Source organism: Paralcaligenes sp. KSB-10 (genome assembly GCF_021266465.1).
Classification (GTDB): Bacteria; Pseudomonadota; Gammaproteobacteria; order Burkholderiales; family Burkholderiaceae_B.
In genome coordinates this window covers 500,100-523,461 of record NZ_CP089848.1, presented here as the reverse complement: position 1 = coordinate 523,461, position 23,362 = coordinate 500,100, and the positions used below count along the sequence as shown (strand labels likewise).

At 54.9% G+C, this 23,362-nt stretch carries 28 protein-coding genes and 1 riboswitch; of the genes, 9 read left to right on the top strand and 19 right to left on the bottom strand.

Annotation, left to right across the window (positions count from 1 at the left end; translation table 11 throughout):
* Nucleotides 1-165 precede the first annotated feature (165 nt).
* A complete protein-coding gene (locus LSG25_RS02390; RefSeq protein ID WP_370635937.1) occupies nucleotides 166-726 on the top strand; it encodes a peroxiredoxin in 561 nt (186 codons plus the stop codon).
* 42 nt (nucleotides 727-768) lie between these two features.
* On the opposite strand, the gene LSG25_RS02385 is transcribed toward LSG25_RS02390, so the two are convergent.
* The 5 genes from LSG25_RS02385 to LSG25_RS02365 all read right to left on the bottom strand — a co-directional run bounded on the left by LSG25_RS02385 (nucleotide 769) and on the right by LSG25_RS02365 (nucleotide 4,691).
* Nucleotides 769-1,332 (bottom strand): DUF1415 domain-containing protein, encoded by a 564-nt coding sequence (locus tag LSG25_RS02385; RefSeq protein ID WP_232743126.1) that lies wholly within the window; start codon nucleotides 1,330-1,332, stop codon nucleotides 769-771.
* 74 nt (nucleotides 1,333-1,406) lie between these two features.
* Nucleotides 1,407-1,829 carry an alternative ribosome rescue aminoacyl-tRNA hydrolase ArfB gene (arfB, locus tag LSG25_RS02380; RefSeq protein WP_232743125.1) on the bottom strand — a complete coding sequence of 141 codons (423 nt, stop codon included), beginning with the start codon at nucleotides 1,827-1,829 and terminating at the stop codon, nucleotides 1,407-1,409.
* A 27-nt stretch (nucleotides 1,830-1,856) separates the two neighbouring features.
* Nucleotides 1,857-2,936, bottom strand: coding sequence for an alpha/beta hydrolase (locus LSG25_RS02375; RefSeq protein ID WP_232743124.1), 1,080 nt, complete (start codon nucleotides 2,934-2,936; stop codon nucleotides 1,857-1,859).
* 78 nt (nucleotides 2,937-3,014) lie between these two features.
* Nucleotides 3,015-3,605, bottom strand: coding sequence for a hypothetical protein (locus LSG25_RS02370; protein ID WP_232743123.1), 591 nt, complete (start codon nucleotides 3,603-3,605; stop codon nucleotides 3,015-3,017).
* A 120-nt stretch (nucleotides 3,606-3,725) separates the two neighbouring features.
* Nucleotides 3,726-4,691, bottom strand: a complete 966-nt coding sequence (locus LSG25_RS02365) for a LysR family transcriptional regulator (RefSeq protein ID WP_232743122.1) — start codon at nucleotides 4,689-4,691, stop codon at nucleotides 3,726-3,728.
* A 95-nt stretch (nucleotides 4,692-4,786) separates the two neighbouring features.
* Between LSG25_RS02365 and LSG25_RS02360 the strand changes: the two genes are divergently transcribed.
* Nucleotides 4,787-5,974, top strand: a complete 1,188-nt coding sequence (locus LSG25_RS02360) for an MFS transporter (RefSeq protein WP_232743121.1) — start codon at nucleotides 4,787-4,789, stop codon at nucleotides 5,972-5,974.
* Between the two features lie 36 nt (nucleotides 5,975-6,010).
* Here LSG25_RS02360 and LSG25_RS02355 read toward each other — a convergent pair whose 3' ends face one another.
* Both LSG25_RS02355 and LSG25_RS02350 read right to left on the bottom strand, forming a co-directional pair.
* Nucleotides 6,011-6,406: a PPC domain-containing DNA-binding protein gene (locus LSG25_RS02355; protein ID WP_232743120.1), complete on the bottom strand. Its 396-nt coding sequence runs from the start codon at nucleotides 6,404-6,406 to the stop codon at nucleotides 6,011-6,013.
* The gene (locus LSG25_RS02350; protein WP_232743119.1) at nucleotides 6,396-6,896 is read right to left on the bottom strand and encodes a DNA-binding protein; all 501 of its coding nucleotides are present in this window, start codon (nucleotides 6,894-6,896) and stop codon (nucleotides 6,396-6,398) included. The genes LSG25_RS02355 and LSG25_RS02350 overlap by 11 nt, the downstream gene beginning before the upstream one ends.
* 342 nt (nucleotides 6,897-7,238) lie before the next feature.
* A riboswitch (Fluoride riboswitch) is annotated at nucleotides 7,239-7,306 on the top strand.
* A 203-nt stretch (nucleotides 7,307-7,509) separates the two neighbouring features.
* On the opposite strand from LSG25_RS02350, the gene crcB reads away from it, so the two are divergent.
* Both crcB and LSG25_RS02340 read left to right on the top strand, forming a co-directional pair.
* A complete protein-coding gene (gene crcB, locus LSG25_RS02345) occupies nucleotides 7,510-7,893 on the top strand; it encodes a fluoride efflux transporter CrcB (RefSeq protein ID WP_232743118.1) in 384 nt (127 codons plus the stop codon).
* Nucleotides 7,894-7,909: 16 nt separating this feature from the next.
* Nucleotides 7,910-8,233 (top strand): DUF190 domain-containing protein, encoded by a 324-nt coding sequence (locus tag LSG25_RS02340; RefSeq protein WP_232743117.1) that lies wholly within the window; start codon nucleotides 7,910-7,912, stop codon nucleotides 8,231-8,233.
* A gap of 69 nt (nucleotides 8,234-8,302) precedes the next feature.
* On the opposite strand, the gene LSG25_RS02335 is transcribed toward LSG25_RS02340, so the two are convergent.
* From LSG25_RS02335 to LSG25_RS02300, 8 genes are all read right to left on the bottom strand, one after another.
* The gene (locus tag LSG25_RS02335; RefSeq protein ID WP_232743116.1) at nucleotides 8,303-8,515 is read right to left on the bottom strand and encodes a hypothetical protein; all 213 of its coding nucleotides are present in this window, start codon (nucleotides 8,513-8,515) and stop codon (nucleotides 8,303-8,305) included.
* On the bottom strand, nucleotides 8,512-9,267 hold the full coding sequence (locus LSG25_RS02330) for a COG4280 domain-containing protein (RefSeq protein WP_232743115.1): 756 nt from the start codon (nucleotides 9,265-9,267) through the stop codon (nucleotides 8,512-8,514). The genes LSG25_RS02335 and LSG25_RS02330 overlap by 4 nt, the downstream gene beginning before the upstream one ends.
* Before the next feature lie 88 nt (nucleotides 9,268-9,355).
* A complete protein-coding gene (locus tag LSG25_RS02325) occupies nucleotides 9,356-10,555 on the bottom strand; it encodes an alpha-hydroxy acid oxidase (protein ID WP_232743114.1) in 1,200 nt (399 codons plus the stop codon).
* Nucleotides 10,556-10,610: 55 nt separating this feature from the next.
* On the bottom strand, nucleotides 10,611-11,612 hold the full coding sequence (locus LSG25_RS02320) for a tripartite tricarboxylate transporter substrate binding protein (RefSeq protein WP_232743113.1): 1,002 nt from the start codon (nucleotides 11,610-11,612) through the stop codon (nucleotides 10,611-10,613).
* A 117-nt stretch (nucleotides 11,613-11,729) separates the two neighbouring features.
* The gene (locus tag LSG25_RS02315) at nucleotides 11,730-12,758 is read right to left on the bottom strand and encodes a hydroxyacid dehydrogenase (protein ID WP_232743112.1); all 1,029 of its coding nucleotides are present in this window, start codon (nucleotides 12,756-12,758) and stop codon (nucleotides 11,730-11,732) included.
* 41 nt (nucleotides 12,759-12,799) lie between these two features.
* On the bottom strand, nucleotides 12,800-13,474 hold the full coding sequence (locus tag LSG25_RS02310) for an RraA family protein (protein WP_232743111.1): 675 nt from the start codon (nucleotides 13,472-13,474) through the stop codon (nucleotides 12,800-12,802).
* Nucleotides 13,475-13,678: 204 nt separating this feature from the next.
* Nucleotides 13,679-14,548, bottom strand: coding sequence for a LysR family transcriptional regulator (locus LSG25_RS02305; protein WP_232743110.1), 870 nt, complete (start codon nucleotides 14,546-14,548; stop codon nucleotides 13,679-13,681).
* Nucleotides 14,545-14,751 carry a hypothetical protein gene (locus LSG25_RS02300; RefSeq protein WP_232743109.1) on the bottom strand — a complete coding sequence of 69 codons (207 nt, stop codon included), beginning with the start codon at nucleotides 14,749-14,751 and terminating at the stop codon, nucleotides 14,545-14,547. Before LSG25_RS02300 ends, LSG25_RS02305 begins: the two co-directional genes overlap by 4 nt.
* A gap of 32 nt (nucleotides 14,752-14,783) precedes the next feature.
* Here LSG25_RS02300 and LSG25_RS02295 point away from each other — a divergent pair, with 32 nt between their 5' ends.
* Complete coding sequence (locus LSG25_RS02295) at nucleotides 14,784-15,254, top strand: redoxin domain-containing protein (protein WP_370635936.1); 471 nt, start codon at nucleotides 14,784-14,786, stop codon at nucleotides 15,252-15,254.
* Nucleotides 15,255-15,299: 45 nt separating this feature from the next.
* Here LSG25_RS02295 and LSG25_RS02290 read toward each other — a convergent pair whose 3' ends face one another.
* The 3 genes from LSG25_RS02290 to LSG25_RS02280 all read right to left on the bottom strand — a co-directional run bounded on the left by LSG25_RS02290 (nucleotide 15,300) and on the right by LSG25_RS02280 (nucleotide 18,044).
* Nucleotides 15,300-16,106 carry a slipin family protein gene (locus LSG25_RS02290; RefSeq protein WP_232743107.1) on the bottom strand — a complete coding sequence of 269 codons (807 nt, stop codon included), beginning with the start codon at nucleotides 16,104-16,106 and terminating at the stop codon, nucleotides 15,300-15,302.
* A gap of 14 nt (nucleotides 16,107-16,120) precedes the next feature.
* Nucleotides 16,121-17,473, bottom strand: coding sequence for a nodulation protein NfeD (locus LSG25_RS02285; protein WP_232743106.1), 1,353 nt, complete (start codon nucleotides 17,471-17,473; stop codon nucleotides 16,121-16,123).
* Between the two features lie 181 nt (nucleotides 17,474-17,654).
* Nucleotides 17,655-18,044 carry a DUF488 domain-containing protein gene (locus tag LSG25_RS02280; RefSeq protein WP_232743105.1) on the bottom strand — a complete coding sequence of 130 codons (390 nt, stop codon included), beginning with the start codon at nucleotides 18,042-18,044 and terminating at the stop codon, nucleotides 17,655-17,657.
* Between the two features lie 396 nt (nucleotides 18,045-18,440).
* Between LSG25_RS02280 and LSG25_RS02275 the strand changes: the two genes are divergently transcribed.
* Genes LSG25_RS02275 through LSG25_RS02260 form a run of 4 tightly spaced genes read left to right on the top strand, consistent with a single transcriptional unit; the run spans nucleotide 18,441 to nucleotide 21,834 of the window.
* The gene (locus LSG25_RS02275; protein ID WP_232743104.1) at nucleotides 18,441-19,355 is read left to right on the top strand and encodes an SDR family NAD(P)-dependent oxidoreductase; all 915 of its coding nucleotides are present in this window, start codon (nucleotides 18,441-18,443) and stop codon (nucleotides 19,353-19,355) included.
* A gap of 10 nt (nucleotides 19,356-19,365) precedes the next feature.
* Nucleotides 19,366-20,229 (top strand): MaoC/PaaZ C-terminal domain-containing protein, encoded by an 864-nt coding sequence (locus tag LSG25_RS02270; RefSeq protein WP_232743103.1) that lies wholly within the window; start codon nucleotides 19,366-19,368, stop codon nucleotides 20,227-20,229.
* A gap of 37 nt (nucleotides 20,230-20,266) precedes the next feature.
* Nucleotides 20,267-20,662 (top strand): Zn-ribbon domain-containing OB-fold protein, encoded by a 396-nt coding sequence (locus tag LSG25_RS02265; protein ID WP_232743102.1) that lies wholly within the window; start codon nucleotides 20,267-20,269, stop codon nucleotides 20,660-20,662.
* Complete coding sequence (locus LSG25_RS02260; RefSeq protein ID WP_370635987.1) at nucleotides 20,662-21,834, top strand: thiolase; 1,173 nt, start codon at nucleotides 20,662-20,664, stop codon at nucleotides 21,832-21,834. The genes LSG25_RS02265 and LSG25_RS02260 overlap by 1 nt, the downstream gene beginning before the upstream one ends.
* A 57-nt stretch (nucleotides 21,835-21,891) precedes the next feature.
* Here LSG25_RS02260 and fumC read toward each other — a convergent pair whose 3' ends face one another.
* Nucleotides 21,892-23,286, bottom strand: a complete 1,395-nt coding sequence (gene fumC / locus LSG25_RS02255) for a class II fumarate hydratase (RefSeq protein WP_232743100.1) — start codon at nucleotides 23,284-23,286, stop codon at nucleotides 21,892-21,894.
* Nucleotides 23,287-23,362: the final 76 nt, after the last annotated feature.

The following is a 23,362-nucleotide window of genomic DNA, read 5'->3' as shown; positions in this document are numbered from 1 at the left end:
CGACGATTTGTTTATCCGAACCCGCCCCGGGTTCGTAAAGGAGCCATAATGAATTGCCATATAAAGTGTGTCGTTGCAATGATTGGGCTAATGTTATCGATGCAGGTTGCCGCCCAATCGATGTGCCGCCCAGTCTTGTGCGCCTTGCGACATCAAGGAAAAATCATGAAACTTCGCTTTGATCCAGTCAAATTTGCCGGATACGGGGCATGCGCCCTGCTCTGCTCCATGCCGCTTTCGAGCCAGGCCGCGCTGGCGGCGGGAAATCCGGCGCCAAGCTTTACCGTAGAAGCAACCCTGGGTGGCAATGCTTTCGGTTTCTCCCTGGATGAGGCCCTTAAAAAAGGCCCGGTTGTGCTCTATTTTTATCCTGCCGCCTTTACAAAAGGCTGTACGATCGAGGCGCATGATTTTGCCGAAGCGACCGACGAATACAAAAAATACGGTGCGACGGTATTAGGCGTTTCGGCCGACAAGCTAGACAAACTCAAGAAATTCTCTGTAAGCGAGTGCAGGAGCAAATTTGCGGTTGGGGCCGATCCCGATTCAAAAATAATCAGGGCATACGATGCCAAGATGGCGTTTATGCCGAACATGGCCAACCGCATCTCCTATGTAATCACCCCCGACCATAAAATTTACTATGAATACAGCAGTATGGATCCGGATGGCCACGTAAAAAACACCATGGCGGCGGTCAGGAAATGGGCTGACGAGCATCGGTGACCCGGCCGGCGACCGCTGTGTGCATAATCCAATTCAATGCAGTTAGTCATCGGCGGGCTTATTCAGCCAATTGTGCCAGCCATCGTGGCCGAGGCGACGGAGCGTTTCCTGGTTGCGTTCGTAGATTGTGCTCGTATCGGAAAACCCTGCCAGCGCACGCTCAATACTGGCTTCGCGCAGCAACTGAAAAATCGGATATGGAGCCCGGTTAGTGTAGTTTTCAATGTCGTCGGTACCCCTGTCGGCGAACTGATAGCGCGGATGAAAGCTTGCAATCTGCAATACTCCGGTCAAACGCATACGCTTGAGCAAGCGCTGGGCTCGATTCAAAAAATTGTTGTAGTCAAGAAAGTCGCTCAAGATATCGGGCACGATCAACAGGCTTGTATCGACCTGGGCCGGATCGGCATCAGCCAAATAAATCATTTCGGCCTCGAGCGCCGCCAAAACGTCTTGATCGGATATCGAGCGATCAATCACGTACCGGATCTGCTTTTTTATATAGACGCTTTTGGCAAATGGACATAAATTGAGCCCGATAACGGCGCGAACAAGCCAATGCTGTGTCGCCGCCAAAATCGATGCATCGTTTTCAACTTTATTCATTTGATCCCTTGCGGCGGTTCGCGACCGGCCGTATCAGTATGGCGATTTTCGGCCTTTTTAGCCGACTGGCCTGCTCAGCCGTGGGGGTCGTCTATTTTGGCGCGCAAGCGTTTGACTTCGCCATGCAGGGTTTTGCGCAAAACCCGCCGGCGTTGCGATGCGCGCGTCGGGCGGGTCGGTTTGCGCAACGTGGGCTGGTGCACGGCGGCGCGAATTAAGGTCAATAGCCGCTCGATGGCATCGGCGCGATTCTTTTCCTGGCTGCGAAAAGATTGCGCCTTGATCACAATGATCCCGTCCTTCGATACGCGGCGATCACCCAACGCATGCAAGGCGGCCTTGCACTCTTCAGGCAAGGTCGATTGGGAAATATCGAAACGCAGGTGAATGGCGCTGGATACCTTGTTCACATTCTGGCCGCCCGCGCCTTGGGCGCGAATCATGGTGAATTCGATTTCGCGTTCGTCGAGGAAAAGATTGGCATGTACATGGAGCATAGGCAGCGATAGTACTGCATTAAGCCATCACGGCTTGCGTGGACAGCTTGCCGGGATCGATTCGCCAAACAGAACGGCTTGCCCGCACGCAGAAGTAAACATGCGCCGGGCGTCATGCCCCACCCCGGGCACTTCAACGAGGGATTGCTTCAGATGGGATGGATGGCGGTGTTGCATGTAGCTGAAATAGGCCAGCCCTCGAGCCAATCGATATGGGCCCTGGGCCATTCCCGCGCACGAGCGGTCGATAAAATGGGTGTACGGATTGGTGTCGGCCGTACCCAGCAAATACACAACCTCGCGCATGGCATAACGGGCCTCGAGTCCGGCTTCGTTCTGTTTTGCAACATAAGGGGGAGCGTCTTTCAGCCCATATTTCCATTCGATGGCCTTGGGACACGATGCGATATCGGCGGGCTGGAACGAACCCTGCGGCGCAGGCCTGTCGTTGCTGAAATACAAATAGCTTGATGGATTTGCCACGATGTAGCGAACGTCAATGCCCGCCTTGCGCGGGATTGCTTCGCCCCGGCCTGCTACCGCATAACGTTGAACAACCTGAGCGCCGGCCGAATGCCCCACCACAACAAGCTGCGTCAGGGCCGGATATAGCGTGCGATCGGCAAAATGCCCGAGCAGCGCATCCAATGCAGAAAAAGAACTGATCGGAGCCGGAACGCGTGCCGGTTCACCGCCTTTCCAACCCCCGGAACTCCATGCCAGCGTGTCGGGTGGAAGCTTGAATGCACGCAGATCCTGGAGAGCCAGGAACTGCGGCGCAACTACCATAGTGCCTGCGCCTTTCTTTCCGGCGTCCTGCACAGTCTCCTGGCCACTGGCAAAGTAAGTATCCGCGTTTCGCAGCGTACCGTGAACAATGATCAGCACTCTTTTTATATCGGGCGCCGCAACGTCAATCTTGCGGCTGGCATAAAGCGGCAAGATTCCAGTTCCGTCCTGCGTGGTAACGACGAGGTGCTGGTTGGCGATTTCCTTGACGGGCGCCTTCTGGCCCGATACTGTTTTTTTGGGCTCGGCATTGCAATTCAATGCTCCAAGAGCGATAAAAACCGTAAAGAGAAAGCGCATTGCCAAACTTGCGGGCATGGAGGGCTCACTTTTGTGTTGAAAAGGAAAATTTCCGGTGATTTGTGTACGCAGCACGTATCAGTCAGGCCTATCCAGTCATAAAGGCGGCACTAGGCCGTTCAATCCGACCGTGACTCGTGCCGTACTGATAGAGCCATCCGCTTGTTTTGTTGCGCGGATCGATACGTGTTCCCCTGGCGTGAGTGCGCTGCGATCGCTTGGGGACAACATTACAATCGGTACGCCATCCGGTATTTGAACCTGTTGCTCTCCACCTTTGTAATGCAGAGTCAATATACGGCCATGCACAGCAGTCACCACGTTTTCCACGGTTGCGTTGGTCATGGTGTTTTCATTATCCATGGGGCGATGGCCCTCGCCGGTCCCGCGCATGCTCTCGGGGAAAATATGCACTTCAAGCGCCACCAATTGGCCATTGGACCCTGGGCGGGCGGCTGTGCCGACAAATTTTCCGGTGCTGATGTCCGCCAAGCTGGCGGCCGCCATGGCTGTGACCTTGGCGGTGTCCTCGAGCTTGATATGAAAAACGGTTGCATCCTTGGTTTTTATGGTCAGGATGGAATTATCGAGTTTTTCGATTTCTCCGCGTACTCGCGCGGACTGCGCAAACGAGGAAACCGAAATAGCGGACAGCAATAGCGCCGCAAGGATACGACTAAGCTTCATGATGTGTGTTCCGGCAGTCGATAATTTCCGATGGCCCTGAAAGCCCCGGTTTCAGACACTAGGTGTTTTTCGAGTGTAATCCTAAAGGACGGATATGGGGTCAATCCGCATATTTGCCGTTCATGCCAGCCGCTTTGCGGGAATGCCTATTGCGGCTCTTTTTCCTGTTTCGATCGCTTCTTCTGCTACCTCAAGCAACTGCCCTCGCAGCCACAAGCTGGCCGGATCAACGTGATTCCTGGGATGCCAGGCCGCCGACAAAGTGAACCCTTGCACTTCGAATGGCAATTCGAACAGATCCAGTTGATCGCTGAAGCGCGCGGCCAACTGGCGCGGTAAAGTGCACACGTAATCGGTAGCGAGCAGAATCGCTGGCATCAGGGTGAAGTGCTGCACGGACAATAGGACCTTTCTACGACGCCCGAGCCTGGCCAGTTGCTCATCCAGATAACCATGCAGGCTGCCGCCGCTGGTTGAGACCAGGGCGTGATCCAGCGCGCAATAGATATCCATGTCCAGAGGGTCTGGTCCGCGAGGATGGCGCTTGCGCTGTGCCATGACGAAACCGTCAGGCAACAAGGGCCTGCCGCGCATTGTGTCCGGGACAGCACGTTCAGAGCCAATCAGCAGGTCGACAGTGCCGTCGCTCAATTCGGCCGCAATCCGGCTGGAAACGACATTACGCAGCGTCAATTGAACGCCGGGCCCTGCTTGGGCAGCCACCCGTGCAATCAGCGGCAAACCCAGACTCAGGACCGCGTTGTCAGATGTCGCTATGGCAAAGGTTCGTTGTGCCGTGGCCGGATCAAATGCAGGTTCCCGTCTGACAAGCGTCTGCAATCCCTTGAGCAGCTCGCGCAGCTCGGCTTGCATCTCCAGCGCGCGTGCGGTGGGAATCATGCCTCGGCCGGTTTCCGAAGGCAGCAGCAAGGGATTGCCAAACATTTTGCGCAATCGTTGCAATTGTGCCGAAAGGGCTGGCTGGCTTATTTCCAGGCGAACGGCCGCCTTGGTTACGTTCAGCTCTTCCAGCAAGGTATCGAGCGAAATCAGTAAATTAAGATCCACTCCTGACATATTTATCATATTTATACCTTATATCTTTGTAATTTATTTCAATTTTAGGTCAGGACTTCGTAGACTGCCATCCATGGGTTTGAAAATATCGACGGAAATTCTTCATGCGACAGTCATCCACTTTTTTTTCCTTGCTTGTCCTGAGTCTGGCCTACTTTGCCATGGGTGTAGCCGGGCTGGCTGTCGTGGGTGCGTTGCCCACCATTGCGCAAGGCCTGGCGGCAAGCCGGGCCGATATCGCGAATGCCGTGGCCGCATTCGCCATAACATTTGCAATCGCCGCGCCCGCGGTGCAAATATTTCTGGCGCACGTGCCGCGCCGCACACTGCTGCTGCGCGGCCTGGGCATGATGGCACTGGGCACCCTGCTTTCCGCGCTCGCGCCCTCGAACGCCGGCTTCATTGCCACACGAGTTGTGGCCGCACTCGGAGCTTCCGCGGTGGGGCCTGTTGCCTCGGTAATTGGAGCGAGCATTGTCCCGCGAGAACAACAGGGGCGAGCGCTGGCAACCGTGTTCAGCGGCATGACCATGGCATCTGTGCTGGGGGTGCCTTTGTCGGCATGGCTGGCCGTTCATTTGGGATGGAGACCGATGATGCTCGGCGTAGCTTGTTTTGGCTTGCTTGCCTGCGCACTATCGGCTGGATTCGTCCGGGACAGGGACGAAAGCGCACCGATGACCTTGAGCAAATTCCTGAGCGTGGCCAAAGAAAAATCGATTGCGTTCGGGATAGCCGTCATGGCGCTGGAAATGGCTGGCATGTTCGTTACCTACACCATGATTTCTCCCATGTTGCATGAGCGCTTTCATGCAACTGTCGGACAAGTGTCGTTCGCATTGTTCATGTTGGGCCTGGCAGGGCTGGCCGGCAACACGATCGCGAAACGCATTGGCGATGTGTGGCCTGCGGAACGTTCGGTGGCCATTGCGCTGGGCATATTGGGCCTTGCCTTCATCGGATTGTTCGCAGCTCCGGCCAGCCTGTCGATTGCGATCGCACTGATTGCCTTGTGGGCTATTGGAAATGACCTGTTCATGCCTTCCCAGCAGCGCCGCCTGATCGGACTTGCGCCGGAGTCGCGAGGCTTGGTGCTGGCCATGAATTCGTCTGCCATATATATCGGCATGTCGGCCGGGTCCTATGCTTCAGGCCGAATCTATTCGGTGTTTGGCGTAGCTCCGCTGCCTCTGGTAACGGCGATTTTCATGCTGGCCGCCCTGGCCGCTCTCTGGCTTTCACATCGTAGCCAGGTGCGAGCCACTGGCGCGTGTCCGGCCTGCATTTCATGAGTCGCCATACGGCCATACGGTTACAGACTGCAGGCATCAATCGGGCAACCACTCCTGCACCGTCATTTCAATGGTAATGCAGGTTGGCGATGAGCCCCGCACGAACTTGCCTGCAAAAACAGTACCCTGGTTATCGGCGACTATGCCGAATAAATTCGCCGCGGCATGCCCGGACCTTGCATCGACCGACACATTCCCGGAAAGGGACAGCAACTCTACCGCATAGCCCTCCACATCGACAGTCTTGGAGGTATCTCCAGCCGACTGTTCCAGCCGGGCGCGGAACAGGCTGCCCAGGCCGCCCTTGACCACAGCATTCTCGACCTGGTTTCTGGCACACAGTTCCTCAACGCTTTCGACCAGATCGTCATTGCAAAGCAAGCGGGCGGAAAAAATGCGGCCGAACTTGCCGCTGACTAGCCTAGACTCCATGGCTTGGCCTCTCGTATTTGACGGGGTGGAATACGTGCATATTCGATGTGCGGTCCAATTCGACGGCGAAACCGGTATTGGGCGTGGATGTTACCTGTATGGTCAGCCCTGCGCCGCCGGCCATGCAATCCATCACGCTTAAATGGCCGCCGTGCATCCGGTTGTCCGCATCAATCAGAAAACCGTGGCAATGCAATAAAGGGGTTTCGTTCTTCCCAAGGCCGTAGATCGCATTGGCCGAAAAAAGCAAAGCCTTGCCTATGTTGATCCCCGTGCCGTACTTTACCAAGGTCTTGCCGGTAGTTTCGGGAGGCGCGGTATGGTAGACGGCCAAGTCCAGCATGCCGGGCGCAAATTCAAGTTGGGCAAACCTGATTGCAGCCTTGTCCAGCGCCTGGTGCACGCCATTCCAGATGCTTTCGCCGGCGTTTATGGATAATTGAAAATGGTCGACATCCCAATCGTCGACAGACAAGACTCTGCTGCTCATGGCGAAAACCTTTAAAAAGCGGCAATGGCTCGTGGCGTATTGCAACTTAAATCCCGGATGATGTGTTCCTCGGCATGAAGTCCTTGTGGGGCAGCCGAGGAGCATTTCTGCAATAAGGTCCATATAATGGATCGAACTACAGATTCATGGCTTATGATAAATGAATATGTTTCCTGCAACAAGAAGAATCAAGGATATTAGGGGTAGTTACCAATCCATAATATGGACTCATAATGCATGGGCCACGGTGCAACGCACCGCGTGCTCAAAGTGCGATGTAAAAATGCCGGCAGATATGCCGGATCATGCGATTTGATTGCGTGCCGTAGCAGCGCTTGCTACACTTTGCGCGGAGATGGCATTCCTCCGTTAACCGTCGGCACGCGCCGGATGATGATGCCTGCAGGTTCCTGGGTCAGGAGCTGCGGGCCCGCGTGCAAGCAGCGATTTTATCGGCCAGGATCACATATTCATTACAAGGATCTCGCCCCATGAAAACCTGGCTGCTTACCCCCGCCGTACCGACTCGTGTACTTCCCTCTTTCCCTGTCGCGCCCCAACCGGGCATGCCTGTTTGCTCAAATTGCACCGACTCCCGTACGGATTGAACATCATGGGAACTGCAATTTTCGCGATCTCGATTGGTGCGGCGCTGGGTGCACTGCTGCGTTGGATTCTGGGACTGAGCTTGAACTCGTTCTGGCCCACGATACCGCTGGGCACCCTGGCGGCCAATCTTATAGGCGGCTTGCTTATAGGGGTTGCCAGCGAGTTTTTCAGAAACCACAGCGGCTTGTCCCCAGAATGGCGATTGGCGGTAATCACGGGATTCATGGGAGGGCTGACCACATTCTCCACATTTTCGCTCGAGGTTGGCAGCCTGATACAGAGTCGGGAGATTGCCAGCGCCGCGCTTGAGATCGGTTTGCATGTTGTCGGTTCTATCGGGCTGACCTTGCTTGGCATCGTCATTGTGCAATACTTGTCCCATAGCTGAACAAGGAGTCGGTACCATGACAGGCTATCAGTTGAGCTTTTTCATGCAGCAGGATCGCACTTATAAAAATATGCCGCTTCATCAGTGGCTGCTGAACCTGGCTCAATCCATGCAGATTCGCGGTGCCACAATGTTTGCTGCGCAAGAAGGCATAGGCAGCGGACGGCGCCTTCATTCGGCGCGTTTTTTTGATTTGGCGGATCAGCCTATCGAGATCACCATGGTGGTGTCGCAGGCCGAATGCGATGCATTTCTGAAGCACCTCAGAGACACGCCCGAACTACGTCTTTTCTATTCCAAAGTACCGGTCGAATTTGGATTTATTGGGGAACCTGACTGAAAATACGGTGCTTGGGCTGCAAGCGCGCCGCGAAGCGGCCCAGGCCAGGCGATGCCTTTCATGCCTGCCTTATTTATGCCGCTTGACCGTCTGCATGATGTTGCTCAGCAGGATCACCAGGCACCCCAGGAAAAATAGCGGCGCGCTCCACGGGCTTTGTGCAGCGAAAACCCGCAATACCAATCCGGCCGCCACGCACCACGCAATGAGCGCAATTGCCAGACTGCCGTCGTCCACAAACAGGCGCCCTACTTTGCGCATGAACTCGATGATTCCTTTCATTGCGCGCCACCGATGGATTGAAACCGCTTGCGGGCCAAACTGACGGCAAACAGCGATACGACAAGCAGCACAAGCACCAGCAATAGAATCGCCAGATCTGCGCCCGGCCATGCCAGGCCCAACCCTTCGCCTACCCAGAAAATCCCGAAGGCCGATATCAATATGCCAACCGCGAATTTGAGTGTGTTTTCGGGAATACGGGCCAGCGGCTTTTTCAGCATTACGCCCAGCCCGATGACAAGCAGACCGGCCAAGGCCGCACCCGCACTGGCGGGTATGAGCATATTGCCGGCGGCGCCCACGGCAATGACAATAAAAACCACTTCAACACCTTCAAGCAGCACGGCCTTGAAGGCGGTCGCCACAGCCAGTGGGTCGAGCCTGCCTTTGATGTTTACCCCGGAGGCTTGCAATGCCGCGGTTTCGGATTCGAAGGCCGCCTGCTCATCATGCAGCCTGACAACGCCGGCTGCCCGCAATATGGCCTTGCGCAACCAGCGCATGCCGAAGAGCAGCAGCAACATCCCTATGGCCAGCCGCAGCAGCCCTATAGGCATGCGTCCCAGCAGAGGGCCAAAGACAAGAATCATAACCGCAAGCAAGACCGCGCCACCGGCGACGCCCGCCAGGGCGGATCGCCAGCCGCGCACTGTGCCTACCGCAAGCACAATAGTCAGGGCCTCGACGAACTCGACCAGCGAAGCGAGGAATGCCGCCAGTATTGAAGGCCCTGCGTGGGCCCAGAGCATCATGCCGGCCTCCAGGGAAAGCCCTTTCGATCACCAGATAATTCAGTTGCGCTGGCACTGGCTGTGCTCATTGACATCTGCTACCCCCACCTCAGCCAAGATACTTACTGAAAACACTATTATTCAACAAAACGGCAAGGCACTGCTCATTTATGTCTTGCGGCTTAGTCAAACCCAGCAAGCTGAGATTGCGCTTGAATTCGGAAGCCAGCAGATCCACGGCGTGCCCGACTCCATGCCGCCCTCCTATCGCTGCCGCGTATCCGAACGGCCTGCCTACAAAAACAAATTTTGCGCCCAAAGCCAGTGCTTTGACGATATCGGTCCCACGTCGAATACCGCTGTCCATCATCACAGGAATATCGGGGCAGGCGTCCACGATATCAGGCAGTACCCGAAGCGGCGACAACACGCCATCCAACTGACGCCCGCCATGGTTGGACACGATGATTCCATCGGCGCCATGCTCGCGGGCCAGCAGCGCATCAGGCCGCGCCATAATACCCTTGACGACCAACTTGCCGGCCCAGAGCTTGCGGATCAGTTTGAAATGAGACCAGTCAAGATGGCCGCGATCGGAAAAGTCGCGCAAGATGTTGCGAGAAATAATCGGAGCCCCACGCGTGGCGTAGTTGTTTTCGAAATGTGGGATTCCATACATGCACACCGTTCTTAAGAATGTGCCTAGAGTCCAGCGGGGATGAAGAACGCCATCCATCAATAGTCGCAACGAGGGCCGCAAGGGCGTCGAAAACCCGGCCCGGATGTTATTTTCTCGATTGGCGGCCACTGGGGTGTCGACGGTAATAACCAGTTTTTGATAGCCGGCGCGGGCGACTCTCTGGACCAGCGAGGTGATTTGATCTTCGCTACCCGGTAGATAGGCTTGAAACCACACATTGCCGCTGATCCGCGCAACATCCTCCAATGGAATCAGCGACGAGCCGCTCATGATCATGGGGATGTTCTTGTCATGGGCGGCTTGCGCCAGCACGCAGTCTCCACGAAACGCCGATATGGCGCTTAAACCCATGGGTGCGATGCCGAATGGGGCCGAATACATATCGTCCCATAAAGCAATATCGCTGGCCGGCTTTGCTACATTACGCAAGATGCGGGGCACAAAAGCCAACTCGTTGAAAACGGCACGGTTGTCATTGGCCGAAAAATTGGTTTCGGCGGCGCCCGCAATATACTCAAAAATGGCCCTGGGCAGGTATTTTTTGGCCTCGGCTTCGAAATCGTCCAGGCACAAGAGGCGTTCAAGCCGTTTTTTTGAGTGCGTCGTCATCTTGCGGCAATTATAGCGGGGCGCAAAGTTTTGTCATGCCGATTTCACACGCGCTTTACTGTTCAGACCAAGGTGTTTCTTTCCAGAATGCCTGAAAGTCTTTTTCACCCTGCTCCAGTTCTGCTTTATAGTCGGCGGGCGCGAGGTAACGGATGGGAACAAATAACTTATGTGCCTGCGCTTGGAATTCCGGATCAAGTACGGCTTTTTGTACAGCCTTGACAAGTTTCTGGTTTACGTCGTCAGGCAAGCCTTTGGGGGCTCCGATACCACGCAGCGATGACATGATTATGTTATAGCCTTGCTCCTTGAAAGTTGGAAGCTCCGGCGCCAAGTCGGTACGATTTTCACTCATGGAACCCAAATCCCTCATGGGAGATCCGCCCTTTTTATAGGCCATGACTTCGCCCACATTCATAGCAGCCATTACGATTTGCTGGCTCAAAACCGCACCGCGCACCTCACCGGCTCCTTTGTATGGAACATGCGTCAGCTTGGTGCCTGTATATTTTTCAAAAAGTAGCATGGCCAGATGGTCATCCGATCCGGCCCCGGTTGTTCCGACGGTGACGGCTCCGGGATTTTTCTTGGCGTATTCGGCTAGATCTTTAAGCGACCTGATTGGATTGCTTTCGAGAACGGCGAAACTGTCCGGGTCGTCAATCAAATTACCAATCAGATCAAAATTTTTCCAATGAAAATTGGATTTCCGTTCAATCGGAATCGTGAGCATATTGGGGGTATTCAGAAAACCAATGGTATAGCCATCGGGTTTGGCGCGGGCAATGTCGGTAAATCCAATGGCACCGCCAGCTCCTGGGCGATTCAGCACCACTATCTGTGCATTATTTCCCAAGTATTTTGCGATAAATGGCGCAATGGCTCGTGCGACAAGATCTGTGCCGCCGCCAGGACCGTAGGACACAATCATATTGATGGGATGATCTGGATATGCTGCCTGAACAGCAGGGCTATAAAATAAAGAAGGGAGCGTCGAAACAATAGCACCGAGTGCCAGATACTTTATTTTCAAAAACTTGGTGTGGGAATAAAACATCGTATATCTCCTGTTTTGAATTATGGTTGTGATGTGCCGCAGTTAAGTGCGACGTAGTGTGGCTTCAAAGCGGCTAGCTCCCGCTGCACAGGCTTCAGGCTGATTTCCAATTGAGTCTCAGCCATCCAAAGAGCGGAGCCGTGACAAAAACGCGGGTAAAACTTCCTTGTTGATGACTCGGTCTGGATTGCCGCCCGTGCAAATCTTGACAATCTGTTCGGCGGCCATTCGTGCAACATTTTTACGCCCCTCGTAAGTGACCCCTGCTGTATGGAAAGTCGACACCACGTTATGAAGCGACAATAAAGGGTGGCCTGCCGATGGTGGCTCCGTCTCCCAGACATCCAGCCCAGCTCCTCCAAGATGCCCTGAAATCAGTGCTGCATATAGGGCTTCTTCGTCGTGGATTCCGCCGCGTGCTGTTGTAATGAAAAGTGCCCCACGCTTCATTTTTGCAAAGGCCTGTGAGTCAAACAGATGCATGGTTTCCCGATTACGCGGGCAATGCAAAGAAACCATATCCGAAGATTCAAGCAACTCGTCCAGGGCCGTGGATTGCGCGCCACGCATCGCCATCTCGGCAGGCGTCAGATAGGGGTCATAAGCCAATACTTTCATGCCAAATGCATCACCAATCTGCGCCGTACGGCTTCCAGCATGGCCAAGGCCAACCAAGCCGAGAACCTTGCCATTCAGTTCGTGGCCCATAAGATCTTCGCGGGAAAATCCGGCCTCTCTTTTTAACTTGTTGTCGGATTCGACTATGCGGCGCGAAACTGCAAGTAGCAGGCCAAACGTATGCTCAGCCACGGAGTTGGCGTTGCCACCAGCTTGATTGACTACCAATACTCCCGCATTGGTGCATGCCTTGACATCGACTGTGTCATAGCCTGCACCCGACGTCGAAATACAAACCAATTCGGGGCAGCGCTGCAATAACTCTCCAGTTACAAACCAAGTTTTCGGAACTTCATCCTTGGCAGCGGAAATGTGGTAAATATGCGCCCGTTTCAGTGCTGCCCATATTTCATTCTCGGGAGTCTTGATATCGAGAATTTTCAGGCTGCTCTGCGGACATGCCGCCAGAATTTGGTCAAAACTGGCATCAGTCCAAAGATTGAGCCTTACGACGTTTTTAGTTTTCATGTCTGTTGCGATTTAAGCTTGCGGCTTTATTTTTATAAAAATTACTTTACGATCTCGCAATTCAGATGATTCAGACTGGCATCAATCCACGAGGTGTCCAATGAACCGTTGGCTATGTCAGCCATGATTTTTATTTCGAGCTCGTGCTTGGTCTTGGCCGCTTCGTAGACAGCATCGATATGATCAAAAGGAACACATAACAGCCCGTCTTCGTCGCCGACAATCAAATCACCAGGCTCGACAATCATTCCATCCAGGCTGATTGACACATTGATTTCACCCGGACCATTCTTATACGGGCCGCGATGCGTAATGCCAGCCGCGTAGACCGGGAAATGCCCTGTGCCTATTGCTCCCACATCGCGAACGGCACCATTGATGACCAAACCGGCAATGCCTCTTTTTTGCGCCGTGCTTACCATGATTTCACCTATGATGGCATTGGTCAGATCGCCCCCGGCGTCAACCACGATCACATCTCCTGGCTGTGCCAGATCCAGGGCCTTATGCACCATAAGGTTGTCACCCGGGCGAGTCTTGACAGTAAAAGCCGGACCTGAGAGCACGCCCGACAAATGCATTGGGCGCAAACCCGGCCCGCCCGCCGTTATCCGCGCCATGACATCGCTGATATTTGCTACCGGGAGAGCGCGGAATTTTTCAGCCCACGACTGCGCCACTCGATGTTTGCATTCAAGAATCCGAAATCCAATCATTGTTCATACCATTAGAGTTAGCGATGCTTGTTTCAATCAGCATGGCTTTTTGATCAAAACTGAGGTGTTGCCATCAAATTGCAGAAGGCCTTATAGATCAAAATTCTAGTGGAGCGACGTGTAATCGAACTGCAATTATTTTTTCTTTAAACGGAAAAAAAATTGTGTTTGAACGCAGAATTGCTTCTGAATATCGGATAAAAATCAGGCAAAGATTTTTTGAGCATGATCTACCAAAGCTTTGGCCAACGCGATACGCGGCCCCTGCGTTGCCCAAATCAATCCAATTCGCCGAATTGGAGTCCTCTCCGGCAAAGGAACCTTGAGCAACGAACAGGTTTGATACCAAATCGAGAATGAATCGGGAACCAGCGCCACCCCTACTCCGCGTTCCACCAGAGAGACTATCGTCAAAAGGCTATCGATTTCCAGGCGTTGATTGGGAACTATGCGATTGTCCTTGAGGTAGCGATCGACAAGCTGACCACTATATGCGGCCCTGTCGTAGCGAATGAAAGGCTCTGTGAGCAACAGGTCGTGAGCACTGCGGCCGGCGAGCGCTGGCGGTGCGATAACAATCAGCGGTTCTTCCTGCAAAGTACACCATTCACAATTCTTGGGAATGGTGTACTGGGGTTCGATGACGACAGCCACGTCAAGTTGGCCACTGTGCACCTTGTGACACAATTCAACCGATGGGCCGTATGCGATGAAAATCGACAGTTCGGGATAAATACTGCAAAATTTTTCAAGCAATTCCGGCAGGTGAGTTGTCAAGGCTGATGGAAACACACCGAGCCTGAGCTCTCCGACTAGAGTCCCCTTTTTGGCAATGGCCTGCAGATCCCGTGTTTCCTGAATCAGCGCTTTCGCACGGTCATAGACGCGCATTCCCGCTTCAGTCGGTTTCACGGTATGTCCGGAACGCTGAATAATGGCTATGCCCAACTCTTCCTCGAGCGTACGGATTCGGGCCGCGACGGCGCCCGAAGTGATGTCAAGCCTGCGTGCAGCCTCGGCGAAGGATTTCGATTCGACGACTTTGACAAAGCTCTCAAGATAGGTGGTATTCATTCAATCTTGTCTCTATTACCATTTTTAATCGAGAGAATGATTTTACCGATAGCTCGGGATGCATCCAGCCGATAGGCGATTCGCTTGACACTATACGGCCACGCTTCTGAAAAAAGTTTATAGTAGGCGGCAGCAATTTGCCGAGCTTGCCTCTCTGTAAAAGCCGCCCTCGCGGCTTTACCCCGACCGGCAGCTTGCAGCATGGCTGTCCATGCTGTATTTCCTGGAGAAAAGCGTGAATCCATCCTACGAGCAGGCTCAACCCTGGTCGATCAGCCAATGGTTGAATACCGTGGCCCCCATCAGCCTGGAGTCCTTGCGTGGCAAGGTAACGGTGCTGCATGCGTTCCAGATGCTCTGCCCTGGCTGCGTGTCTCACTGCATTCCTCAAGCCAAGCTGATACATACGGCTTTTCCGTCCGACAAGGTTCAGGTAATCGGTTTACATTCAGTGTTCGAGCATCATGAGGCCATGACCCCTGTTGCCTTGCAGGCATTCGTCCATGAATACCGCCTTGGCTTCCCGATAGGCATCGATCAGGCCGATCCGGCGGATCCCATTCCCTTGACCATGCGCGCCTACAGGCTGCAGGGTACGCCCAGTCTGATATTGATTGATAAAGCAGGCTACATACGGCTTCATCATTTTGGCCAGATCGATGATCTGCGCGTAGGCGCGGTAATTGGTCAGTTGCTGACCGAGTAAGCCCGCGCCGCAGGGATGCCCTTGAGCCACCCGCGGCAGGCACACCTATCCCGCCCTGTCTTCCAAAGGCGGGATAGGCCTCGGCTCTGAAGGCCCGCCCGCCTTGTTCAATAGGGTACTGAGCAAATCAACGGGTATGGGAAAGACCAAGGTAGAACTTTTATCTCCAGCCACCTGAGTCAGGGTTTGCAGGTAGCGCAGTTGCATGGCCGAGGGTTGTTGCGCCAGGATTTGGGCGGCTTCCATCAGGGCTTGCGCCGCCTGCTTTTCACCTTCGGCATGAATCACCTTGGCACGCCGCTCGCGTTCGGCTTCGGCCTGGCGGGCGATGGCGCGGATCATGTTTTCGTTCAAATCTATATGCTTGATTTCAACATTGGTGACTTTGATGCCCCAGGAGTCGGTCTGCGCGTCGAGTATCTGCTGGACATCCAGATTGAGCTTTTCACGCTCGGACAGCATTTCATCCAGCTCGTGCTTGCCCAACACAGCGCGCAATGTGGTTTGAGCCAGTTGGCTGGTGGCTTCCAGATAGCGTTCGACCTGGATAATGGCCTTTTCCGGAGCTATGACCCGAAAATACAGGACCGCATTGACTTTGACCGACACATTATCGCGTGAAATAACGTCCTGGCTGGGAACATCCATGGTCACAACACGCAAGTCGACCCTCACCATCTGCTGTATGCCCGGAATGACAATTACCAGGCCCGGTCCTTTAACCTGCGTAAAACGGCCGAGCGTGAAAATAACCGCACGCTGATATTCGCGCAATATTTTGATCGCGCTGACCGCCAGAAAAACCAGGACGAGAATAACCCCGATCAGACTTATATTGAATTGGTAAAACATGACATTCTCCCGCGTTATTCTTTGTAGAGCTTTTTGATGCCGAGCCTCTGGACCTGCAGCGTCAAGCCATCGATTGCCGTCACACGCACAGAATCCCCCGTGGACAATGGTTCGTGGCATTGGACGCGCCAGCTCTCGCCATGTACATCGGCATACGTAACGCTGTTGCGCGCCAGAGTCACCACACCTTGCAGGCCTATCATTTCTTCGCGCCCGCTAACTACCTGACTCCGGTGCGCCCTCGCAGCCAGAGTCCCGATGGCAAGCAGCAGCACCGCGCTGACCGCGGCAATACCCGTCAGAAAAGGAATCGACAGATCAAACCCCGGGACGCCTGTATCCATTAAAAACAGGCCACCAAAGAAAAAGGCAACCAGGCCGCCAATTCCAACCACACCGAAGGTAGGCAGAAACGCTTCGGCAATCATCAGGGCAGCCCCAATGGCGATCAGCGCCACGCCCGCCCAGTTGACCGGCAACAGTTGGAAAGCGTACAGGCCAAGCAACAGGCAAATAAGCCCGGCTACGCCGGGCAAGGCCATTCCGGGGTTGGTAAGTTCGAAAAACAGGCCATATATGCCTACCATCATCAGTACCAACGCGACTTCAGGATTGGCCAGAAAGGCCAGTATCCGGCTATGCCAATCGGGAACAATCTGTTCAATATGCGCGCCGGCAGTAGACAGGCGCACGGTTTGGCCTGAATCAAGCTTTACCTCGCGGCCGTCAAGCCTGGCCAGCAAATCATCAAGATTATTGGCTACGACATCAATGACCTTTGATTGCAGGGCTTCCTGCGCCGACATGCTTGCCGCATCGCGCACGGCTTTTTCGGCAAAGCCGCTATTGCGGCCGCGCAGTTGGGCCAAGCTGCGTATATAGGCAGCCGCGTCGTTGGTCACTTTTCTTGTCATGGTGTCACCGCTCGGGCCGGCGGGGGCGGGATGAGTCTCGGACGGCTGCATGGCGGCATCCTTGGCAGGCTGCGCCGCATGCCCCTCGCCGGAAGGCGCAGCACCAGGGTCGGGTGCGGGGTTTCCGGAAAATCCTATCGATACGGGTGTTGCGGCACCCAGATTGCTGGCAGGCGCCATTGCCGCAATATGGCTGGCATAAAGAATGAACGTACCCGCGCTGGCTGCGCGCGCTCCGCCCGGTCCTACAAAAGTGGCCACAGGAACGGGCGAAGCCAGAATCAGCTTGACGATGGTTCTCATCGATGTATCGAGCCCACCCGGCGTGTCCAGCTCAATAACTATCAGCTGTGCCTTTTCTTCGGCGGCGTGTGTAAAGCCACGAGTCAGGAAGTCGGAAGTCGCCGGGCTGATAATGCCGTCGATATGCAGCACCACCACAGTTTTCGGCAACGGGGCAGCCTGCGCCGGGCAGGCGACTTGCAAGGCAAAACTACTGAATAGCAGCAGTAGGCTGCATATAGCCAATCGTTGCAGAGCGCCACCCATATCGGGCCCCTTGAGTCATGCAGGAACCGACAATGGGATCATGGCCTTTGTCTGTCCTGCATTGACAGTATAGCGCCGGGTTCGATCATTTCAGCGATACCTTGCGTTTGGTCGATGCGGCCTTGTTCATCTCTTCGGCCAATATCAGCGCGTGATTATGCAATGGGTCTTTGGCGGCATATACCAGCGTGACAAGCTGCCCGCCCGCCGCTCCAAGCACCTCGCGCATGCGCGCTTGCTGCTCCGCGGATCGCAATTCGGTCTGATAGCTTTGTTTGAATTCGTCCCAATGCTCGATCTTGTGCCCAAACCAGACGCGCAAGGCGACTGTAGGAGCCAGATCCTTGCACCAGGCATCGAACTTGAAATTCTGCTTCGACACTCCCCTTGGCCACAGGCGATCGACAAAAACCCGGTAGCCGTCGGAAGGATGCGCTTCGTCGTAAGCACGCTTTATAGTCACATGTGCAGTCATTTTTTTTCTCTCGCTGAACGTTTAGCAAAGAGCCGTGTATCAAAGACACCATGATGCAAGTAGGGCTAAACAGCTCATGCATCGCGCTTCAATGCCAAACCGATATCCAATTTCTAGTCTACTCCACCTTGACCGCCCATTTTGCAAAAGGCGCCTTTCGTTTTTGATCCCGGTCAGTGGGAAATACCTCAAAATCGGCCCTGCCCCGCCTCTGCTGTTTTTGTATTCTTAAGAGAGGGTTTGCCAAAAAGAATGACGTCTTTCCGGCGATATCCCCTACTATAGGTAGACTGGCGCTAGCGGTAGATTTTCGATATTGACGCTATTGTCCTGATCCACTTACTCGCGAATGATCGGGCGCAGATTTGCCCGCCGCACACGAAAAGGAATCTTCACATGAGCGGTATCGTATCCGGAAAAGTTGCAGTCGTAACCGGCGCAGGCGGCGGTATTGGCCGGGGCGTTGCGCTGGCCTTGGCGGCGGCGGGCGCAAAGCTTGTAATCAACGACATCGGCGTTTCGCTCTCGGGCGAAGGCGGGGGCGACGGGCCGGCGCAAGCCGTGGTTTCGGAAATTCGCAAGGCTGGCGGCATAGCGGTTTCCAGTACCGATAGCGTTGCTTCGCAAGACGGGGCTGGGAAGATCATCCAGGCCGCACTGGACATTTACGGCCGCATCGATCTGGTGGTGAACAATGCCGGCAATTTGCGCGACCGTTTGTTTCACAAAATGAGCAGCGACGAATGGCAGCAGGTGCTCGATGTGCATCTGAATGGTACGTTTTACGTCAGCCGTGCCGCAGCGCCCCATTTTCGCGAACAGGAATCGGGTGCCTTCGTTCACATGACTTCCACTTCGGGTCTTATCGGCAACTATGGCCAGGCCAACTATTCGGCGGCGAAAATGGGAATCGTCGGCCTGTCCAAATCGATTGCCCTGGACATGGCACGCTTTAATGTCCGTTCGAATTGCATAGCACCCTTCGCCTGGAGCCGCATGACCAGTTCCATCCCCGCCAATACTCCGGAAGAAAAAGAGCGGGTTCAGAATCTTCAGAAAATGGAAGCAGGCAAAGTGGCGCCTATGGTGGTCTATCTGGGCAGCGACGCGGCACGCGAAGTAACGGGGCAGATTTTTGCCGTGCGTGCCAACGAAATCATGTTGTTCAGCCAGCCTCGCCCAATTCGCAGCGTGCATATGTCGGACGGCTGGACGCCGGAATCGATTGCAGAGGTGGCCGTGCCCGCGCTCAAGCACCATTTCTTCAAACTGGAGCGTTCCCCGGAAGTCATAGATTGGGACCCCATCTGAGGCCGCCGACATGTCATTAGATTACGCCGTGGTCAAAAACTGGCAATTTGCCGATGTGACCCAGGAATATACCGAGAAAGACACCATTCTGTATGCGCTGAGCATAGGCTTGGGGCACGACCCCCTGGACGAACGACAGCTCCCCTTTGTATATGAGGCGCGGTTGCAGGCATTTCCCACCATGCCGGTTGTCCTGGGTTTTCCCGGTTTCTGGATGCAAGACCCTGACGCAGGCATTACCTGGGTCAAGCTGGTGCATGGCGAGCAGCGCCTCACTTTGCACAAGCCTCTTGCAAAAGCCGGTAAAGTGGTCGGGCGCTGCCGCGTTTCGCATGTCATCGACAAAGGTGCCGAAAAAGGAGCCCTGGTCATCGTCGAACGCAAGTTGTTCAGCGCGCACGACCATGTTTTGCTGGCAACCATCGAACAAACTACTTTTTGCCGGGCGGACGGCGGCTTCGAGGCCGGAGACAGCCCCCCGGAAGCATTGCCCAAAGTACCCTCGACACCTCCCGATTTCACTTGCACCCAGCCTATACTGCCCCAGGCCGCATTGCTGTACAGGCTTAATGCCGACCTCAATCCTTTGCATGTCGACCCCAAGGTAGCGCTGCAGGCTGGGTATCCAAAACCGATTCTCCACGGCCTATGCACATATGGCGTCGCTGCGCATGCCATCCTCAAGACCTTTTGCGAATACAAGCCCGAGCGCCTGGCTTATTTGCATACCCGCTTCTCGTCTCCGGTATTTCCCGGCGAAACCCTGGTTTGCGAAATGTGGCGCGCCGATTCGGGAAAAATACATTTTCAAGCCAAAGCCATGGAGCGCAATATCGTGGTGCTTGGCAATGGCATAGCAGGAATTAAAGTATAAAGACTTGCACCAATTCTCCCTGAAGGTCGATCCATCCATGCCAAACGCACCAGCACCCCACGAGACAGGCGCCGATCTGTATTTCCGCGAACAGCTCGATCAGGGCAATTTTCTGATACAGCGCTGCACGTCATGCCAGCATAGTGTTTTCTACCCTCGAATGCTCTGCCCCTACTGCGGCTCGGACCATCTCGAGTGGTTCTCCCCTTCGGGGCTGGGCACGGTCTACTCCAGCACTGTGGTCACGCGCAGGCCGGAAGACGGCGGCAACTACAATATTGCGCTTGTCGATTTGAAGGAAGGCTCGCGCCTGATGAGCCGCGTCGAGGGCATACCTCCGGAATCCGTCGCAATCGGCATGCCGGTAAAAGCCCGAATAATAAGTGCAGATGAAGGCAAACTGCTTGTGTTCGTCCAAACAGAGGCTGAATGATGATAAACAAACGTCTCAGGGGAGCAGTTGCCATTGTGGGCATAGGACAGGCGGGCATAGGGCAGGCTACCGGTTTTTCCGAAATGGAAATCCTGGTGCAGGCCGCCCAACGCGCCGTCGCCGACGCGGGCCTGACCATGCAGGACATCGACGGCATTACCACGGCAAGCGTTTCAGCCCCCATGTGGGTAATGCCTGTCATCGAGCATTTGGGGATCAAGCCCACGTTTATCGATGGCACCATGCTGGGCGGCTCCAGCTTTGTCGCACACCTGATGCCCGCCCTCCAAGCCCTGGAGTCGGGGCAATGCAATGCCGTCCTTGTATGCTATGGCAGCACACAACGCACTTCCACGCTCAACCGTGCCGAAATTGGCAAGATTCGGCGTAAGCTTGACCCTCAGCCTTACGAGGCGCCCTATAACCCGCTCAATCCTTTGAGCTCTTATGCTCTGGCTGCTGCCCGGCATATGCACCAGTATGGAACCCGGCGGGAGCATTTGGCGGAAGTGGCCGTCGCCGCCCGCAAATGGGCGCAACTGAACCCGGAAGCGCTGATGCGCGACCCTTTGACAATAGACGACGTCTTGTCGGCACGCATGGTTTCAGATCCTCTGACCATACGCGACTGCTGCCTGGTCAACGATGGCGCGGGAGCCTATGTGCTGGTACGCGCCGATCGGGCCAAGTCGCTCAAGCACAAGCCTGTCTATGTTCTGGGTAATTCGACGGCGGTCTGGAATCGCCAGATTTCGTCGATGGACGATCTTACTGTCACCGCAGCCACGCAGTCGGGCCGGCACGCATTTGCAATGGCGCAAGTGAGTCCCGCTGACATGGATGTGGTTGAGCTTTACGACGCCTTTACGATCAACACATTGCTCTTTCTCGAAGACCTGGGCTTTTGTAAAAAAGGGGAAGGCGGCAGTTTTGTCAGTGGCGGCGCCATTGCTCCGGGCGGCCGCCTGGCAGTCAATACCAATGGTGGCGGCCTCTCGTGCATTCATCCCGGCATGTACGGCATTTTCATCATGATCGAAGCGGTCAGGCAATTGCGCGGGGCATGCGGCGAGCGCCAGATCGCCGGTGCCGAACTGGCGCTCGTGCATGGCAACGGCGGCACGCTGTCAAGCCAGTCTACGGCTATTCTGGGCTCCGAAAATACACTCTGATCACCTTTCCGCGAGCGCAACAATGCGCGTCTGTTCGACGCGCCGACCATGCTTTTTTCAGGTATGCGTCATATCCATCGGCACAATCCAGGCGTCGTACTGCTCGGCGCTGACATAGCCCAGGGCCAGGGCGGCGGTGCGCAAGGTAGTTTGCTCGTGCTGTGCCTTTTTGGCAATGGCCGCGGCTTTATCGTAGCCAATATGGCGGTTCAGGGCAGTTACCAGCATCAGGTTCTTTTCCAGATTGCTCGCGATTTTATCCAGATTGGGCTCAATGCCCACTGCGCAATGATCGTTAAAGGCGCGGCAGGCATCGCCCAGCAAGCCTATGCTTTCAAGCACGTTATGCACCATGACAGGCTTGAATACATTAAGTTGAAAATTACCTTGGCTGCCCGCGAACGCCGTGGCGGCGTCGTTGCCGAAAACCTGCACGCAGACCATCGTCATGGCCTCGCACTGTGTTGGATTGACCTTGCCGGGCATGATGGACGAGCCGGGTTCATTATCGGGAATCTGCAGCTCGCCGATGCCGCAGCGCGGGCCGCTGGCCAGCCAGCGCACATCATTCGCCATTTTCATGAGCCCCCCGGCCAGCGTACGAAGCGAGGCGGAAAGATTGACCAGGGCGTCGTGGGCCGACAGGGCAAAGAATTTATTGGGTGCCGACTGAAAGGGCAAACCGGTAATAGTGGAAATATGAGCGGCTGCCGTGTCGCCGAATTTCGGATGGGAATTGAGCCCGGTACCCACAGCCGTACCTCCAATGGCCAAATCGTATATTCCGGGCAGGCAGGCTTTGACCGCGGCCAGTGAAAAATCGATTTGCGCTACCCATCCGCCGATTTCCTGTCCCAATGTAATCGGGGTCGCGTCCTGCAAATGCGTCCGTCCTGTTTTCACCACCCCCTGATATTGCGCGGACTTGGCAGCCAAGGTGTTCCGCAGCAATTCAACCGCTGGAATCAGGGCTCGATGCAGCTCTTGTGCAACCGCGATATGCATGGCGGTCGGAAAGGTATCGTTGGAGGATTGGCCGCGATTGACGTGATCATTGGGATGCACGGGCGTCTTACTGCCCAGCACTCCGCCGGCCATCTCGATCGCCCGGTTGGCAATGACTTCGTTGGCATTCATATTGGACTGCGTGCCCGATCCGGTTTGAAACACGACCAATGGAAACTCCTGGTTGTGCTTGCCGGCAATCACTTCATCGGCTGCGCGCGCCACCAGTTCGGCAATATTTCCGGGCAATTCACCCAACTCGGCATTGGCTTGAGCCGCAGCCTTTTTCAGGATTCCCAAGGCTTCGATAACCGGAGCCTGCCATTTGAAACGTGCCACCCCTATAGGAAAATTTTCTATGGAACGCTGCGTTTGCGCGCCCCAGTAATGATCTCCCGGGACATCGATGGCACCCATCGAGTCAGTTTCAACGCGGGTTGCAGCCATGAAATGCTCCTTGATTCAATATGTAAAATTGGGTCTTTGCAATAAAAAGTGATGCACACTATACGCCCGTCCGGGC

Coding starts and splice junctions, on each gene's coding strand:
- LSG25_RS02390 (WP_370635937.1), top strand. CDS start 166: ATGAAACTTCGCTTTGATCCAGTCAAATTTGCCGGATACGGGGCATGC.
- LSG25_RS02385 (WP_232743126.1), bottom strand. CDS start 1,332: ATGAATAAAGTTGAAAACGATGCATCGATTTTGGCGGCGACACAGCAT.
- arfB (WP_232743125.1), bottom strand. CDS start 1,829: ATGCTCCATGTACATGCCAATCTTTTCCTCGACGAACGCGAAATCGAA.
- LSG25_RS02375 (WP_232743124.1), bottom strand. CDS start 2,936: ATGCCCGCAAGTTTGGCAATGCGCTTTCTCTTTACGGTTTTTATCGCT.
- LSG25_RS02370 (WP_232743123.1), bottom strand. CDS start 3,605: ATGAAGCTTAGTCGTATCCTTGCGGCGCTATTGCTGTCCGCTATTTCG.
- LSG25_RS02365 (WP_232743122.1), bottom strand. CDS start 4,691: ATGATAAATATGTCAGGAGTGGATCTTAATTTACTGATTTCGCTCGAT.
- LSG25_RS02360 (WP_232743121.1), top strand. CDS start 4,787: ATGCGACAGTCATCCACTTTTTTTTCCTTGCTTGTCCTGAGTCTGGCC.
- LSG25_RS02355 (WP_232743120.1), bottom strand. CDS start 6,406: ATGGAGTCTAGGCTAGTCAGCGGCAAGTTCGGCCGCATTTTTTCCGCC.
- LSG25_RS02350 (WP_232743119.1), bottom strand. CDS start 6,896: ATGAGCAGCAGAGTCTTGTCTGTCGACGATTGGGATGTCGACCATTTT.
- crcB (WP_232743118.1), top strand. CDS start 7,510: ATGGGAACTGCAATTTTCGCGATCTCGATTGGTGCGGCGCTGGGTGCA.
- LSG25_RS02340 (WP_232743117.1), top strand. CDS start 7,910: ATGACAGGCTATCAGTTGAGCTTTTTCATGCAGCAGGATCGCACTTAT.
- LSG25_RS02335 (WP_232743116.1), bottom strand. CDS start 8,515: ATGAAAGGAATCATCGAGTTCATGCGCAAAGTAGGGCGCCTGTTTGTG.
- LSG25_RS02330 (WP_232743115.1), bottom strand. CDS start 9,267: ATGATGCTCTGGGCCCACGCAGGGCCTTCAATACTGGCGGCATTCCTC.
- LSG25_RS02325 (WP_232743114.1), bottom strand. CDS start 10,555: ATGACGACGCACTCAAAAAAACGGCTTGAACGCCTCTTGTGCCTGGAC.
- LSG25_RS02320 (WP_232743113.1), bottom strand. CDS start 11,612: ATGTTTTATTCCCACACCAAGTTTTTGAAAATAAAGTATCTGGCACTC.
- LSG25_RS02315 (WP_232743112.1), bottom strand. CDS start 12,758: ATGAAAACTAAAAACGTCGTAAGGCTCAATCTTTGGACTGATGCCAGT.
- LSG25_RS02310 (WP_232743111.1), bottom strand. CDS start 13,474: ATGATTGGATTTCGGATTCTTGAATGCAAACATCGAGTGGCGCAGTCG.
- LSG25_RS02305 (WP_232743110.1), bottom strand. CDS start 14,548: ATGAATACCACCTATCTTGAGAGCTTTGTCAAAGTCGTCGAATCGAAA.
- LSG25_RS02300 (WP_232743109.1), bottom strand. CDS start 14,751: ATGCTGCAAGCTGCCGGTCGGGGTAAAGCCGCGAGGGCGGCTTTTACA.
- LSG25_RS02290 (WP_232743107.1), bottom strand. CDS start 16,106: ATGTTTTACCAATTCAATATAAGTCTGATCGGGGTTATTCTCGTCCTG.
- LSG25_RS02280 (WP_232743105.1), bottom strand. CDS start 18,044: ATGACTGCACATGTGACTATAAAGCGTGCTTACGACGAAGCGCATCCT.
- LSG25_RS02275 (WP_232743104.1), top strand. CDS start 18,441: ATGAGCGGTATCGTATCCGGAAAAGTTGCAGTCGTAACCGGCGCAGGC.
- LSG25_RS02270 (WP_232743103.1), top strand. CDS start 19,366: ATGTCATTAGATTACGCCGTGGTCAAAAACTGGCAATTTGCCGATGTG.
- LSG25_RS02265 (WP_232743102.1), top strand. CDS start 20,267: ATGCCAAACGCACCAGCACCCCACGAGACAGGCGCCGATCTGTATTTC.
- LSG25_RS02260 (WP_370635987.1), top strand. CDS start 20,662: ATGATAAACAAACGTCTCAGGGGAGCAGTTGCCATTGTGGGCATAGGA.
- fumC (WP_232743100.1), bottom strand. CDS start 23,286: ATGGCTGCAACCCGCGTTGAAACTGACTCGATGGGTGCCATCGATGTC.